Here is a 15,867-nt window from a genome sequence, read left to right as displayed (position 1 = left end):
GGGGCTTCACGCGGGGCGTGAAGCCAAGGATCGGCCGCTCGGCGCTTCGCTTCTCGCAGCCTTGTTATAGGTAGTTACGAACAGTGCGGCGCTGCTGCGCCCAGTTCCAGATCGTCATGCTGAATTGCGCAAGGTTGCGTACGCGCAACCGAACGAGAGGCGTAGACCCGCCGCTCGCCGTGGCTCGCGCGACCACGACTGCCCTATTCATCTGGAGGCGATCGAGCTGCTCCGACTGCTCACGCAACTGGTCGATCAGCTTGGCGATATCCCAGACGCCGAGCCGTGATCGCCATTCATTCAAGGCTCGGCTTGCCGTTCGCTGGGCAACGTCGTTCCGCCCGATAAATTTGTCGACCAACCCTGACCCCAACTGCAGCGCGCGGAGGGAAGGGGGCGACTGACCGACCCTGCCGTCGATCGTCGCGAGCGCTTTCCTGGCCGACTTGCCCGGGGCGGCGGGCGGTCGGGACCACATCGGCATAACGGCTTCACCGGCATAGCGCTTGGCATGCTGGATAGCCTCAGCAACGACATCCTCCATCTTCGAAGGCGATGCCACGCGCTGAACGTCAGATGTGTTTATCCCGCCAACAAAGATCGGTCGGCCGGTCTCGCGCTCGATCGGGCACCACGGACATGATCCGCGCTCGACCGCGACGTGATGATCTGACCTGTTTGAGCAGGGCGTCAGGCTCTTTGCCAATGCACCAAGCGCTTCCACCCAATCCGCTGCCGTCGGCCTTGGATAACCGCGACCTGCAAATGCCCGCTCGAAAAGCAGCCGGATTGCGCGGGGCAGGTCGTCGAGCCGCAGTGCCCCGGGTGGTGGCGTCGCCCCGACGGTGCGGAGCAGTGAATAAGCAAACTGGCCTTTGGTGATCGCCTGATCGATTTGGACTGGTCGCCCGCGAACCACGCCCGCGAATGGATGACGACCGAGCGCCAGGATTTGAAATAGGATGACGGCGAGCCCGAATGCGTCTTGATCGGTCGTACGATCGACCGTTCCGAACGCAACGCCTTGAAGTTCGGGCGACGTATACTCAGCCATGCCGACCGGGCAGCGGTGCGCACCGACCTGCAAGCTGTCAGCATCGATGAGCGTCACGGTGCCGCGCTGAGAGACGAGAAACCCGCTGCCATTGATGTCGCCGATCACCACCCCGGCAGCGTGTGCGCTTGCCACGATCTGGGCCACGTTCAGCGCGACGTGTACTAGAAATCTGTAGTCGGCCTTCGGAAAGTGCTTCCGCCGCGACGCGGTGGTGATCAGTTCGTGGATCGGCTGGTGGCCCGCAACCTGCTGCATCGTGAAGCCGGCGAAACGGCCGTCTGGGTAGCGCACGATCTCAAGCGGGAAAGTTACGTTCGAACAAGCATCGCCGAGATTGCGGACGATGATAGCGCGAACCTTGATTTCGCGCGCGGCGTCAGGCTTTAGATAGACTTTGACCGCGCGTCCCGAGCCATCGGCCACGGCGTAGATTTCGCCTTCGCCACCACGGCCGATGCGGTCTGCAAGCGGAAGGCGAGCGCCGCCGCATAAGACTACGGGCGCCGTCATCCGAAGGATGCGAGGATAAGCGTTTTGTCGTCGTCGGTGCGCGAATTCACATCGGCTGAATCCAGCCATGCAGCCAGCTTGTGCGATAGCGAGCGATCGGCGCCTACGGTGTTTGAAGCGGCCACTGCGCTGAACAGCCCGTCAAAGAACGGGCGGTGCGACGCAGAAGCGGCAAAATCCAGTGCAAGCCGTTCGAGCCCGTCGGTCAGCAGCGCGAGGCGATCGATCGGGCAGTGATTGATTACGCTGATCCGCAGGCGCGGGCTGGCGTCGGTTAAGAAGTAGGTGGTGGACGCATACTCGCCGCTGTCGGGCCAGCTCAGATCGACTAGCGCCGTGTCGCCGGCTGGTCTGGCAACGATCGCCCCGTCGCCGATGTGCGCGGTGATGGCGCTCGTCCCGTCGCTGACTGCCAACACCAGCGTGGCGGCGAACTGGCTCGGCGCACAACCGAGCCGGTCGGCCGATACGATGATCATCAGCCGGACCTCCGCTACCCAAAGCTCGATCTCAGACGGGGTCGGCATGCGGCCTTTTGCGGCGATCCAGTCGGCCGCTCGATTGGTCAGGACCCTGGCGGCGATCGCCGCACCGAGCCCGCCGTACTTCGTGCTGCCGGCGCCGTCACAGACAACAGCGATCAGATAACCGGGCTCGACCGCCAGGACGCAAAATGCATCCTGGCGGTGCTCGCCTGCCTGCGCATGCGCGGTGCCGCGCTGCGAGGCTCCCGCCCAGGTCCAGCCGGGCATGCTCAGACGATCGTGGCCCAGCCGGCGGGACCGGCCGGGTTGGTCAGCGTCACGGCCTGACCCGCGGTCGAGCGCGACACTGCCGAGAGCGAGCTCGACAGCCAGCGGAACATCGTATCGAACGCGAGCCCGCGCAGCATCACCGGTGCGCTCACCGCGATCTGTTCAAGCGTGTTGGTATCCGCACCGTCCACGCCGACTGCGAAGAACGAGAAGGAATTGCGCCGCTCGCCTTCCTCGACGCGGCGCGCGGCACGGTCCCAGCTGTCCGTGGGCGCTCCATCGCCAATCATGAAGATCCACGGCCGATAGGGCGTGATGCCGGCGCTGCGATACTGCGTCTGGCGCGCGGCGACGAGATCGATCGCGACGTTGATCGCCTCGCCCATCGGGGTGCTACCCTTCGCCTTCAACGGCTGCGGATAGAAGGCTTTGGCCGAACCGAACTCGGCCACGACATCGACCGAGTCGCCAAACGTGACGACAGCGATATCAAGGCGTTTGGAGGCCAGGCTGTCCTCGCGAACGTCCGCTGCGAACTGCTGCAGCCCAGCATTGAGGGCAGCGATGGCTTCGCCCTGCATCGATGTCGACACGTCGAGCAGCAGCACGCAGGCACAGCGCGGCTCCGGGTTGTCGGCGAACTCGATCAGATCGAATCCGGTGGGCGCAACATCCTCGCCGAACGGTACCTGCGCATAGTCATCCATCATGGTCACACCTTTCCAAGGCGGGGGCGTTGCCGAAACGACAACGACCAGCCCGCGGTCAGCAGATCGCAAGTGTGCGAAAGCCACAGGCGTGCTGCCGGTGACTGTCCACTTGCTGGTTTTAGGGATCGGTTGCCGGTGTCGACGGCGGCAACCGAAAGCGCGTCGCGTCAGGCGCGTTTATTGTCGACTCGGCCAACCAGTCGCTGCTGGATCGACAGGCGTCTCGACTCAGCGGAGAAACATCCGCGCGAACTGTGTCTCGTACTAAAAGACTGATTACAAGTACATTTGAGCGTCGAGGGTTAGCCTCGATCTCGCATCTACCCAGCGGCAATGAGCAACGATGAGTGGCTGCCTGTCTAGAACGTGTGCCATTTGGGCGTCACATCCAAACCGAGCCAACCGTCGAAGGGCTCGATGCTGGCGATAAGCGCTTCCCCAAGCGTGGGCGTAGGAATCGCCAAGGCGCTCAGCGGCCGTCCGATCAGAGCACTGCTGATGGTGTGCGGGATGTTACCGGGGCAGTTGAATTGGCACTGCGTGCGGCTGCGCTCGAAATATTGCCAAGCGATACGGTTGTTGTGGATGTGCTCGATCCTTGCCAGCAATCGACCGTAACGCCGTTCAATTCCGACGATCCGAACGCCCGTAAGCTGGCGAATCCGGCACTGATAAGTGTGGCTGGGATATAGGCGTGCCTCATGTTGCATTCGCGATCGGCGTTGAAGTGCGGCATCGACTTTTGTTGCCGTCAGCCCGCTACGCAGCAGCAAGTCTTCGAGCGGTGCAGAAATGTAACGGTTGGACATTAGGTGCTCGCGCGTCGGACCCGCTAAAGGACAGAGGCACGCAGCCCGGCCCTTTTACGACGTCGTTGATGAAAGCACTTTCCGATGTCGATGTCGGCAAATGCGAGCGCGTCGCGTCAGGCGCGGATCTTGTCGACTCGGCCAACCAGGCGCTGCTGGATCGACAGGCGTCTCGACTCAGCGGGGAAACTTCCGCACGGGCGGGGTCTCGTACCAACAGGCTGATTACAAGTACTTTTGCAGGCGTGCGCAGGTGTCGAGCCGCTACACTGCCTGACGGTCAGATAACGGACGTGCTTGGCTCGGGCTAGCTTATCGATGGGTCGGGTAGACTAAGTGAGCTTGATCCGCGCTGCCCAGTCGATTTCGCTCATTGCGGCTAAGATCGCGTCCCATGCTATGCACGAGAAATCGATCCGATGGAGCGCTTCATGCAGCGTATGAATCCGCGGCTCCGATCCGTACCGACCGCCGGTGCTGACCGGCGCATGGCCGCAGATCTGGTCAAGCGTCTTGTCGGTGATCCCCGCATCGTTGCCCTTGGCCTTGAACGCATGGCGGGTCGAATAGAACACCAGCCGTTTGTCCTCGGACACGTAGCGGTCGATGACCCGGTTGGCACGCTGGCTGGCCTCCTTGGTGCGCTTGCCGACCTTGTTTTCCTTCAGGTCGGGGAACAGCTGCGTCTGACCCAGCCGGCGTAGCGTTTCGCAATAGTCGAGAAATCCAAGGTCGATCAGCTTGCGGTGGACGGGAATCAGCCGGATCGAGCCTTCGGTCTTGACCGACTTGTTCTCGCCATCGTCATCGAACGCATATTCGTCGATGTCGAGATAGATCATGTCACCGTCCCGCTTGACGTCGGCGAGCGCGAGTTGGCCGACTTCCTCGAGTCTGGCGCCGGTCGTGATCGCGATCAGGAAGATCCAGAACAATGTGGCATCACTGATGCGCGACGCCGATGCCCAGCTCGACGGGTTGGTGAACAACGGGGCGGCGCACAGCTGCGTCAACTCGCCGTCCTGGGAACTGCGCCGCTTCTTCTTGGTCTTGCTGTAGCCGATGATGGTGATGCCGACCCCGGTGTTGGTCGCGATCCAGCGCTGCTGGAAAGCATAGGTTAGCAACGCTTGCAGCGCCCCGATCCGCTTCTTGAGCGTCTGCGGCGAGCATTTGGGCAATGATGATGCATGCTTCTTCAACCGTTCGCGGAACGGCAGCTGGCGATCGGCCCGCGGCATCGACGAGGGTAGATCCTTGGCCGCGTCGCGATAGTCGAACAGCAGGTCGGCATCGATCGTCGAAACCGCTATGTCGCCCGCGAAATCGATGAAGTCATCGACCGATGCCTCATATTCCTGCGCGCTCTGCAGGCGCGGCTGATTACCGGCCTTCCATTCGTTAAACAGTGTCTTGAGTCGCATCGTCGGGCGCAGCCGCGGCTGCGGCACGCGTGGGCGGCGATCCGCGAGGCGAGCCCGGTTGAGCTCCTCGTCGCCAGTCCGCTTGTCGTCGAGCTGCGCAAGAAACGCCTTGCCCAGTTCGTCGTCAGAGAAGCGGTCGGCGCCGGGATCGGCGGCGCGCAACCGCGTAATCGGTCCTGCGAGGGCAGGGCGCCAAAGAGGTTCGTCCTCGTGCCACCGTGCTCTGATCCAGTTATTGCCGACCTTTTCTGGATTTCCTTCGTAGCTCTCGTCGAGCATCGCGTCGTAGCGATCGCGGCTGGCGTGAACCGCCGACCAGTCGGTGTTGGCCGCGGGCCCATACGTCGCGGGCGGGAAGATGTCGTCGACCCCGGCGCTGACGCTGCCGCCGACCGTGGCATCCAACTCCATCAACGTCGCGATCAGGCGTTCGCCACCGGATAGACCAGGCTTCGTGGCCGGTGTCTCGAACCAGCGTCGGACCAGGGCGCCTGGCGTCGGCACCAACATTCCTTCTGCCATCAACCGGCGTGCTTCGGCAAGCCGCTCCTCGAACGCGGCATTCTCGCGCGCGAAGCCGATTTTAGCGATCGCCGGATCCTTGGTGCGCAGCGACACCTTCACCAAAGCCTTGCCGTCGAAGGCCGGCCGCAGGGGCTCGGGCACCCCGCGGCGGAAGTACAACACCCCGGTGCGGGGATCTTTAAATGGGGTTGCCATAACGCATTTCTTCACGTGTTTTGTACCCATCCTTTGTACTCATGGATGGTGCAAACAACGTAAATCACGCGATTTCCGGTGCTTGGCCGGAAATGGTGACCCCTACGGGACTCGAACCCGTGTTTTCGCCGTGAGAGGGCGACGTCCTAGACCGCTAGACGAAGGGGCCATCTTGCAGGTGGAGGCGGGCGCTTAGGGCCCGCCGCGCGCTGCGTCAAGCTGCAGCTTTGCGACGCTCCGCCATTTCGGTGTTCAGCATCTCGGCGAGCAGGAAAGCCAGCTCCAGGCTCTGACTGGCGTTGAGGCGCGGGTCACAGTGAGTATGGTAGCGGTCTGCCAGCGCCTGTTCCGTCACGTCGATCGCACCGCCAGTGCATTCGGTGACGTTCTGCCCGGTCATCTCCGCATGAATGCCGCCGGCGTGCGTGCCCTCCGCCCGATGGACCGCAAAGAAGCCGCGGACTTCGGCGAGAATTCGCTCGAACGGCCGCGTCTTGTAGCCAGTGGCGGCCTTCACGACGTTGCCATGCATCGGGTCGCAACTCCATACGACCGGATGCCCCTCGCGTGTCACCGCGCGAAGCAGGCGCGGGAAGGCCGCCTCGATCTTGTCATGACCGTAGCGCGTGATGAGCGTGATTCGGCCTGGCGTCCGCGCCGGATTGAGCAGATCGAGCAACCGCAACAGTGCGTCCGCCTCCAGGCTCGGTCCGCATTTCACACCGATCGGATTGCCGACACCGCGCAGGAATTCCACGTGCGCCGATCCCTCGAAGCGCGTCCTGTCTCCGATCCACAGCATATGCGCGCTGGTGTCGTACCAGTCCCCGGTCAGCGAATCCTGCCGGGTCAACGCCTGCTCATAGGGGAGCAGCAGCGCCTCATGACTGGTGTAGAATTGCGTCTGGGCAAGTTGCGGCACGGTTTCGGGATCGAGCCCGCAGGCAGCCATGAACTCCAGCGCCTCGCCGATACGGTCGGCCGTTTCGGCATATTTCGCGGCCCACGGCGACCGGCCCATGAAATCGTGCGTCCAGCGGTGAACCTGATGCAGATTCGCGTATCCGCCGCCGGCGAAGGCGCGCAGCAGATTCAGCGTCGCGGCTGATTGACTGTAGCCCTGCACCATACGCGCTGGATCGGGGATGCGCGATTCGGGGGTGAAGGCGATGTCGTTGACGTTGTCGCCGCGATAGCTCGGCAGTTCCACGCCATCGATCGTTTCGGTCGGCGCGGAACGCGGCTTGGCGAACTGGCCCGCCATACGGCCCACCTTCACCACCGGCAGTTTCGAGGCGAAGGTGAGCACCACCGCCATCTGCAGGATCACGCGGAAAGTGTCGCGAATGTTGTTCGGGTGAAATTCTGCGAAGCTTTCCGCGCAATCGCCACCCTGCAACAGGAAGCCCTTGCCCGCCGCGACGCGCCCCAGATCGGCGGTGAGGTTGCGCGCCTCGCCCGCGAAAACCAGCGGCGGATAGTTGCCAAGCTGATCCGTTGCCGCCTTCAGCGCGGCGGCGTTCGGATAATCGGGAAGCTGGCGCGCCTCATGCGAAGTCCAGCTATCGGGGGCCCAATTGGCGGCCATGGCAAACTTTCCGTCGATACAAAGAGCAATGGAGTTGCGCGCGATAGCGCCGCAACGCAACGAAGGAAAGCTCCGGCTGGGCGAAGCTACATAATGCCGGCGTAGCTGCCGCCGTCGATCAGCAGGCTTTGACCCGTTATATAGCCCGCGTGCCGGGAGCACAGGAATGCGCAGGTTGCGCCGAACTCCGCCGGATCACCGAAACGGCGCGCAGGGACGCGCTCGCGGCTTCGGCGCTCGGCTTCCGCCTCATCGACCCCCTGCGCCTGCGCGGCGAAGCGATGAACTCCCTCCAGCCGGCGCGTCGCGAACAGGCCCGGCAGCAGAAAGTTGATCGTCACGCCCGATGCGACCACCTGCCGCGCGACGCCGGCGAGGAAACCGGTGAGCCCGATCCGCGCGCCGCTGGACAGGTCGAGGCCGGGGGTGGGCGCCTTCACCGAGGCGGACGTGATGCAGACGATCCGGCCGAAGCCGCGTTCAACCATGCCGTCGATCACCTGTTGCACCATGCGGATCGGCGTTACCATGTTCGCATCAAGACCCGCGTGGATCGCGTCGCCATCGAGTTGACGGAAATCGCGCAGTGGCGGGCCGCCATTATTGTTGACGAGGATATCGACCGCGCCGGCGGCGGCGACCAGCGCCCGTTGTACATCGGCATCGGCGATATCGCCCGCGATGGCCTCCACCCGAACGCCCGTTTCGTCGCGGAGGGCCTGCGCGGTTGCGTCGAGCGCCTCAGCATCGCGACCGTTGAGCACCAGGGTGCAGCCCGCCCGCGCCAGTTCGGCGGCGCAGGCACGGCCCAACCCATGGCTGGATGCGCAGACGATCGCCGTCTTGCCTTCGAGTCCCAAGTCCATGCGCGCCCTCCCATTGTAGGGCAACGCGCATGGACTTTCTCAGCCTCGTTGTGAAGCCAGCCAGTTGCCGTGGAACCCTGGCGGAATGCGATGCGGCACACGGACGCTTGCGACTGGCGTGCCCGAAAAGTCGCGCGCATCGATGATGGCGAGATCAGTCGTTTCGTTGGGCAGATCGATTACCAGCCCTACCAGCCACCCCTCATCCTCCGCCGCATCATCATGCGCCGGCACGAACACGAATTCGCCGGGATAACGGCCCACGCCGAAATCATGCGTGTCACGGATGCCCGTCTCCAAATCGTGCTTGTAGAGCCGGGTCGCGCCAACGAAGCGCTCGTCCGGCGAATCGGGCAGCGCCATCGTGTAAGCGTAGCGATAGGGCTGGCCGAAGCGGCGTTCGTCCGGGCGCGGGAATTCCTGTGGGCTGCTGTCTATCGTGCTGCGGGCCACGCGCCGTGCGTGTGGATCGATTGTCCAGCGTTCCAGGCCCATGTTGCGCCCGTTCGGCCCCTCCGTTCCGTCTGCGAACATGGTCTCGTAGGCGCAAACGTCCATAACCACCCGACCATCTTCATCGTCATAGGCGTTTGCGACGTGGAACACGTAAGCCGGATCGACGTCGCACCAGATCACGTCCGTCGCTTCGCCGTTTCGCGGCAGCAGCCCGACACGCGCGCGATGCTCAGGGTTCCATCGGTAGGGGAAGCGATGCCCGCCGATCAGCGCCCTCATCGAGAAGGTGACGGGCAGATCGAGGATCACCGCATAGCGAGCAGTGATCGCGCAATCGTGGATCGACGGCCCGTGCTGTACCGGGATCGGCAGCTCGCGGGTCACCTTTCCATCAGCCGAGATGACGACGTGCCGGATACTGTTGGGCTCTGTCGCCTCATAGGCGATCGCGTGGTTTTCCCCGGTTAGCGGATCGAGATGCGGGTGCGCGGTGAACGAGCCTTCAAGCGTGCTATCGAATGGATTGTATGTCTGTTCGTCCAGCGTGTGGTTCAGCTCGACCGGATAGCTGCCCGCCTCCACCAATGCCCAGGTGCGACCGGCGATATCGACGACGTTGGTGTTGACCGTATCGAACCCGCCGTGTCGCGGGCCGGGCGCGGGTGTCTCGCCTAGCGCCCCAGCAACCGTTCGCGATCGTATCCAGCGATTGCGGTACCATAGCGCCTTGCCGTTCTTCAGCGCGATGCCGTGGACCATGCCGTCGCCGACGAACCAGTGATAACCAGCCGGATCGGGGCTGACCGGATTGGGACCGATCCGCAGATAGCGGCCGTCGAGCGCTTCGGGGATCGTGCCCGTTACCGGCAGATCGACCAGCGTCATCTCGCCACTGAGCGGCTGGTGGATGCCGGTGAGAAAGGGATGATCGGTTTTCGGCAGGTGCTTGCGATTGAAATCAGCCACCATTCCCACGCCCTTGGTGACAACGGAGCGGATCGCGGTTTCTACGGTTCCGGCCATGACGAGTCTCCAGTGTGAACGCCGTAAACATACGCTCAATGTAAGCGTTGTCAACATTTGGCCTGTCGCGAGTATCGAGCGGGATACGCTTTTGAATTGATTTATTCTTCACCTAGAGGGGCGTCGCGCGGCTCTGGTCGCGCACGGCGTCGTCGGGGTAATCTATCGGGCTATGACTATCCGTCGCGTCCGGCGCTCGACATCTTCGACCGTTCTGGCGACGAGATTGCAACGGCAGCGCTGACCAGACTTTTCCGGCCGGGATGGACGAACAACGTGGCTTGCCGCAGAGGGTGGAGGCGTTACCGTTGCTGTAGCCGGGAAAAAGGGGAATCGATGTCTGGGTGCCTAGCCTACCGGCCCGCGCTGCTTGTCGCGGCGAGCGTTCTGGCAAGTGTGGGCGGCGCGGCCGAAGCGCAGGGCACATGCACCGATATCGTCGCAAGCGGCGTGCATTGCGCGATCGACATGGGCCTGGCGGGCTATACCGCACCTGCCGTTCGGGCCGTGCCCACGCTGACGGGCGCGCTGGAGCCGCTCGCGGTTCCCGCCGCGCTGCGGATCGTGTCCACCTACGAAGAGCAGCAGGCTGCGCCCCCACCGGGGGAGCGTCCGCCCGTACCGGATCGTGAGGCGGGTCAGCGCGACGTTGTCGTAACCGGGCGCAGCAACTGGGAAGCACCGGATCCGCTGGCGAGCGTGAACCTCAAATCTTTCGAGGTGACGGAAGCGGTGGACAAGGCGGTGATCGGGCCCCTCGCGCTGGCCTATCGCGATGCGGTGCCCAAGCCGATCCGCGATGGCGCGCACAATTTTCTCTACAATATGCGCGAGCCGGTCGTTTTCCTGAACTTCATCCTGCAGTTGAAGATCGGGCGCGCGCTCGAAACGGTGGGGCGGTTCGCGGTCAACACCACGGTGGGGGTTGCGGGCATTTTCGACATGGCGAAGCGCAAGCCGTTCAAATGGCAGCGGCGCAGCAATGGTTTTGCCAACACCTTCGGGTTCTACGGTATCAAGCCCGGCCCGTTCCTGTTCCTGCCGATCGTCGGCCCGACCACGCCGCGCGACCTGATCGGCGGTGCGCTGGACCGGCTGATCTTCCCCTTCGTCTATGGGAAGCGGATCACGCGGCCGGCATTCGCGGTGCCGTTCGCCGTGGTCGGCGCGCTCGATCATCGGGCTGATTTCGACGATACGCTGCACCAGTTGCATGACGGCCAGTCCGATCCCTATGCCCGCTCGCGCGATTTCTACCTCCAGCGCCGCCAGAACGAGATCGACGAACTGAAGGGCAGGGGGCAGAAGAATTCCAGCCCGATGTCCGAAGCGCCGACCCGGCCAGTGACGGTGAAGAAGCGCAGCGGAGAACAGCCGGTGGAAGAGCATCCGCAACCGCCGCCCGGTGAAGCGCCGCGCTGACGCGCGTTAGCTAGGCTCTGCCGCTGCGCTTTCCATCGCGAGCGTGCCGGTTTCGCGCGTTTCCCGCATGGTCAGGTAAACGATCAGCGAGAGGCCGATCATCGCAGTGACGTACCAGTAGAAACCGTTCTCTGCGCCGATATACTTGAACCACAGCGCCACATATTCGGCCGTGCCGCCGAACAGCGTATTGGCGAGCGCATAGGGCAGCGCGACGCCCAGCGTGCGGATCTCGGCGGGGAACAGTTCCGCCTTCACCACCGCGTTGATCGAGGTATAGCCGGTCACGATCACCAGCGCTGCCATCACGAGCAGGAGGGCGTGGAGCGGGTTCGATACCGTTTCCAGCGCGTGGAACAGCGGCACGGTCGATAACGCTCCGGCGACGCCGAACGCGATCATCAGCGGTTTCCGCCCGATCCGATCGGAAAGCGCGCCCGCGACCGGCTGTAGCAGCATGTAGAAGAACAGCGCCGCCGTCATCACGCGCGATGCCGTCTGTACGGAAAAGCCAGAGGTGTTGACGAGGAACTTCTGGAGATACACGCTGTAGGTGTAGAAAGCGACCGTGCCGCCCGCCGTCAGCGCCATCACCAGCAACACTTCACGCGGGTGATCCCGGATCAGCGTCAGGCTGTTGGCGCGCGTGGTGCGCCGCTCGCCCAGACGACGAAAGGAATCGGTTTCCGACATGCCGCGACGCAACCAGAATACCGCGATCGCGAGCACGCCGCCGATCGCGAACGGGATGCGCCAGCCCCATGCGTGAAGCTGATCCTCGCGCAGCACCATCTGCAGCACGAGCAACACGCACAAGGCCACCAGCTGGCCGGCGATCAGCGTGACATATTGGAAGCTCGAGAAAAAGCCGCGATGCTTCTGCCCCGCCATCTCGCTGAGATAGACCGCGCTCGCGCCATATTCACCGCCGACCGACAAGCCCTGCATCAGCCGTGCGAGCAGCAGTATCGCCGGCGCGAGCAGCCCGATCGTCGCGAACGAAGGGGTGATCGCGATCAGTAGCGATCCAGCGCACATCAGTGTCACTGACAGGCTCAGCGCCGCGCGCCGCCCGCGACGATCCGCATACAGGCCCATCATCCACGCGCCGATCGGCCGCATCACGAAACCGACCGCGAAGATCGCCGCGGCGTTCAGCAATTGCGAGGTGCGATCGGTCGCCGGGAAAAAAGCGGGCGCGAAATACAGGGTGAAGGCGGCATAGACATACCAGTCATACCATTCGACAAGATTGCCCGCCGATCCCGCGACGATCGACCAAAGGCGCGCGCGCGCGGATCTCGGGGCTGCATCGGCGCCGGCGGCGTGATTCATGTCGTTTGGCCTTTCCGGGTCGCTATGGCGCGGGCGCGCGGCACCGAACGGTAGCGCCCCGGCGGGCACGCGCAACTGCCGCGAGGTGTCGCGCCCCTGCAAATGTGCATGCAGTCGTCGATCGATAGTGGCGCACCCGCCGCGTTCATGGGATTTCGCGCGGCATGAGCGGATTCGATCGACGCGATATCTTTGCCCAGGCGTGGCCGATCATCCTTGGCCAGGCGCTGGTGCCGCTGGTCGGGGTGGTGGATACGGCGGTGATCGGGCGTACCGGCGACGCCGCGATGCTGGCGGGTGTCGCTTTGGGGGTCACGACCGTCAGCTTGATCTTCTGGACCTTCGGCTTCCTGCGCATGGGCGTGACCGGCCTCAGCGCGCAGGCGCTGGGCGCTGGCGACGCGGCGGAATTGCGTGTGCTGCTGGTGCGGGCGCTGTTGCTCGGCATCTTGCTCGGAGCGGCGCTGCTGCTGCTTTCGCCGCTAATCGTTCCGACTGCGCTGGAACTGATGCACGTGCCAGCGGCGGCGGCGAGGGCCGCGCACGACTTTACGGCGGCGCGCCTGTTTGGTGCGCCGGCGGCGTTGGGCTTCTATGTGCTCAACGGCTGGTTGCTCGGCCTTGGGCGCACGCGGCTGGCGCTGGCGTGCCAGGTGGCGTTCAACGGCGTCAATATCGTGCTCGACGTGCTGTTCGTCGCCGGGCTGGGGCTTGGCCCGTGGGGCGCTGGCATCGGCACCTCGATCGCTGAATGGATCGCGCTGGGAAGCGGCTTGTGGGCCGCGCGGCAGGTGCTGGGATCGAGTTGGTGGCGGATTGGGCGACCAACGATATTCGCGCCGGGAGCATTCCGCCGCCTGCTGTCGGTGAACGCGGATATCATGATCCGCACTGTGGCTCTGTTGCTTCTGTTCACCTGGTTCACCCGTTCCGGCGCGCGGCTGGGCGCGGTGCCGCTTGCCGCCAATCATGTGTTGATGCAGTTCGTCAGCGTCAGCGCGTTCGTCCTCGACGGCTTCGCGTTCGTCGCCGAGGCGCGGGTTGGCGCGGCGATCGGGGCGGGATCGCGCGCCAACCTGCTGCGTGCCGCGCGGCTTACGGGTGAATTCTCGCTGGCGGGCGGCGTGTTGTTCGCTGCCGGCATCGCGGCTGGCGGCCCGTGGCTGATCGCGCTCATCACGCGCGACCCGGCGGTGCAGGCGCAAGCTATGGCGATGTTGCCATTCTGCGCGCTGGTGCCGCTGATCGGGATGCCGAGCTGGTGGCTGGATGGCATCTTCATCGGCGCGACGCGCGGGCGAGCGCTGCGAAATGCGGCGCTGCTCGCGCTGGCGCTCTATCTCGCGACCGACGCTTTGCTCCGGCGGCACGGTGTCGCCGGCGTCTGGATCGCGCTGCTGGCCAGCTATCTCTACCGCGCTGCCGCGCTCGGTGTGCGTTTCCCCCGGTTGCTGCGGGAAACGGGGAGCGACTAGACGGCGAGAGTGGGGATTAGCCGATCACGCACTTCGCGTTTGAGGAATTTGCCGCTGGCGTTGCGCGGCAGCGCTTCATCCAGCAGCCAGATGTGGCGCGGCACCTTATGCCTGGCCATCAGCACCGAGCAATGATCGCGCAGTGCATCGAGCGTGATGCTCTCGCCCTGTTTGAGCACGACCGCCGCGCCAACCTCTTCGCCCAGCCGTTCATCGGGAATGCCGAACACGCAGCATTCCGCGATCGCAGGATGCCGATAGATGCCCGCCTCCACCTCTGCGCAATAGACGTTCTCGCCGCCGCGCAGCACCATATCCTTCTTGCGATCCACGACGAAGATGAAGCCGTCCTCGTCGATCCGCGCGATATCGCCGGTATGCAGCCAGCCATCGGTGATCGTGGCGGCTGTCGCCTCGGGCCGGTTGATATAACCCTTGATGACGGCGGCGCCCTTCACCCACAATTCGCCGATCGCGCCCTGCGGCACCTCGTTCCCGTCATCATCCACGCACTTCGCCTCGAAGCTGGGCATGGGGGGCCCGGCGCTGTCGGGCTTGTCGACGAAAAAGTCCCCGGCGACGGAGGTGATGATGCCGCACGTCTCGGTCATGCCATAGCCGGTGCTGGGACGCGCGCTGCTTACCTGCGCCTCGATCTTCAGCACGAGATCGGGGGGCACCTGCGCGCCACCGCCGGATAAAGCCACCAGGCTGGAGGTGTCGGTGGCAGCGAAATCGGGGTGATTGATAAGTTCACGCGCCATCGTCGGCACACCGCTCATCGAGCTGACCCTTTCACGCTCGATCAGGCGCAGCGCCTCGCCCGCATCCCAGCGATACATCAGCACCAGCTTGCCGCCGGCCGCGGTAGTCGCATTGCTGCCGCAATTGTTGGCGGTGACGTGGAAAAGCGGCGTGGTCAGCAGCGTTACCGGCGGCGCGGGAGGTTCGGCGGGCGGCGCGATGCCGGTCGCGCGTTGCATCGCCAGCGCCGTCGATGCACCCGCGAACATGATGTTGAACAAATTGGTGAGGCAGCCGCGGTGGGTTAGCTGCGCGCCCTTGGGAAAACCGGTGGTGCCCGAGGTATAGAAGATGCAGGCGTCGTCGTCGGGATCGACCGCCGCATCGGGCATCTCGCCGCCGTGCGCCGCGACCTGGGCCCAGGTCGTGATCTGCGGCGAGGCACGCAAGGCCGAGTCCGGCACCCGCACGCCGACAAGGGTGACAGTGCCTGCAAGCTCCGGTCGCTCGTTGAAACGCGCCAGGCGTTCGGCATCAAGGAACATCACCTTTGGCCGGGAGTCGGCGAGCGCGTAGGCCATTTCCTCACCGGTCCACCACGCGTTCATGCCAACGGCGGCCACGCCGATCGATACGCATGCCCAGTAGACAAGCAACCATTCGGGATAGTTGCGCATCGCGATCGCCACGCGGTCGCCGGGACGCACCCCTTGCGCCCATAGCCATCCAGCCACCGCATTCACCCGCACGTGCGCCTCGCGATAGGTGATCCGCTCGTCCTGATAGACGAGATAGGGGCTGTCGCCGAACTGCGCGGTCGAGAGCCACATGTCGCGCACCGAATTCGGCAGGTTCTTGTACGCGCGCAGACGGTGGCCCAGAACGTCCGCCTCCACGATCTCAAACGGACCGCCAGGACCGGTTAGTTCACGACGGGCTTGCAGAAGCTCAGTATAATGCACTCTTCGATCCT

General features: G+C 64.1%; 12 protein-coding genes and 1 tRNA gene. 2 read left to right on the top strand and 11 right to left on the bottom strand.

From position 1 onward, the window contains the following. Window positions 1–64: 64 nt before the first annotated feature. The 9 genes from FFS35_RS12840 to FFS35_RS12800 form a co-directional block, all read right to left on the bottom strand. A complete protein-coding gene (locus FFS35_RS12840; RefSeq protein WP_171007620.1) occupies window positions 65–1,567 on the bottom strand; it encodes a hypothetical protein in 1,503 nt (500 codons plus the stop codon). Then, window positions 1,564–2,319, bottom strand: a complete 756-nt coding sequence (locus FFS35_RS12835; protein WP_137787493.1) for a PP2C family serine/threonine-protein phosphatase — start codon at window positions 2,317–2,319, stop codon at window positions 1,564–1,566. Before FFS35_RS12835 ends, FFS35_RS12840 begins: the two co-directional genes overlap by 4 nt. A 2-nt stretch (window positions 2,320–2,321) precedes the next feature. Then, the gene (locus FFS35_RS12830; RefSeq protein ID WP_137787492.1) at window positions 2,322–3,032 is read right to left on the bottom strand and encodes a VWA domain-containing protein; all 711 of its coding nucleotides are present in this window, start codon (window positions 3,030–3,032) and stop codon (window positions 2,322–2,324) included. A 359-nt stretch (window positions 3,033–3,391) separates the two neighbouring features. Further along, on the bottom strand, window positions 3,392–3,841 hold the full coding sequence (locus FFS35_RS12825; RefSeq protein WP_137787491.1) for a hypothetical protein: 450 nt from the start codon (window positions 3,839–3,841) through the stop codon (window positions 3,392–3,394). A gap of 332 nt (window positions 3,842–4,173) precedes the next feature. Continuing rightward, the gene (locus FFS35_RS12820; RefSeq protein WP_171007619.1) at window positions 4,174–5,985 is read right to left on the bottom strand and encodes a site-specific integrase; all 1,812 of its coding nucleotides are present in this window, start codon (window positions 5,983–5,985) and stop codon (window positions 4,174–4,176) included. Between the two features lie 93 nt (window positions 5,986–6,078). Continuing rightward, window positions 6,079–6,154 (bottom strand) — tRNA-Glu (locus tag FFS35_RS12815). Window positions 6,155–6,199: 45 nt separating this feature from the next. After that, window positions 6,200–7,573: a class II 3-deoxy-7-phosphoheptulonate synthase gene (locus tag FFS35_RS12810; RefSeq protein WP_137787489.1), complete on the bottom strand. Its 1,374-nt coding sequence runs from the start codon at window positions 7,571–7,573 to the stop codon at window positions 6,200–6,202. An 86-nt stretch (window positions 7,574–7,659) separates the two neighbouring features. Next, complete coding sequence (locus FFS35_RS12805; RefSeq protein ID WP_137787488.1) at window positions 7,660–8,439, bottom strand: SDR family oxidoreductase; 780 nt, start codon at window positions 8,437–8,439, stop codon at window positions 7,660–7,662. Window positions 8,440–8,478: 39 nt separating this feature from the next. Beyond that, on the bottom strand, window positions 8,479–9,918 hold the full coding sequence (locus FFS35_RS12800) for a carotenoid oxygenase family protein (RefSeq protein WP_137787487.1): 1,440 nt from the start codon (window positions 9,916–9,918) through the stop codon (window positions 8,479–8,481). Between the two features lie 336 nt (window positions 9,919–10,254). Here FFS35_RS12800 and FFS35_RS12795 point away from each other — a divergent pair, with 336 nt between their 5' ends. Next, window positions 10,255–11,340: a VacJ family lipoprotein gene (locus FFS35_RS12795; RefSeq protein ID WP_137787486.1), complete on the top strand. Its 1,086-nt coding sequence runs from the start codon at window positions 10,255–10,257 to the stop codon at window positions 11,338–11,340. A 6-nt stretch (window positions 11,341–11,346) separates the two neighbouring features. Here FFS35_RS12795 and FFS35_RS12790 read toward each other — a convergent pair whose 3' ends face one another. Then, window positions 11,347–12,675, bottom strand: coding sequence for an MFS transporter (locus FFS35_RS12790; RefSeq protein WP_137787485.1), 1,329 nt, complete (start codon window positions 12,673–12,675; stop codon window positions 11,347–11,349). Between the two features lie 164 nt (window positions 12,676–12,839). Here FFS35_RS12790 and FFS35_RS12785 point away from each other — a divergent pair, with 164 nt between their 5' ends. Continuing rightward, entirely contained in the window at window positions 12,840–14,150 is a 1,311-nt protein-coding gene (locus FFS35_RS12785; protein WP_137787484.1) for an MATE family efflux transporter, read from the top strand. Here the strand turns inward: FFS35_RS12785 and FFS35_RS12780 are convergent. Then, window positions 14,147–15,856, bottom strand: a complete 1,710-nt coding sequence (locus tag FFS35_RS12780; RefSeq protein ID WP_137787483.1) for a class I adenylate-forming enzyme family protein — start codon at window positions 15,854–15,856, stop codon at window positions 14,147–14,149. The genes FFS35_RS12785 and FFS35_RS12780 overlap by 4 nt on opposite strands. Window positions 15,857–15,867: the final 11 nt, after the last annotated feature.

Origin of the sequence: Sphingomonas sp. 3P27F8 (genome assembly GCF_005502745.1) — a bacterium.
In the GTDB taxonomy this organism is placed as follows: domain Bacteria; phylum Pseudomonadota; class Alphaproteobacteria; order Sphingomonadales; family Sphingomonadaceae; genus Sphingomonas.
Note: the sequence above shows the minus strand (reverse complement) of the source record. Positions and strands in the feature narration are given on the sequence as shown.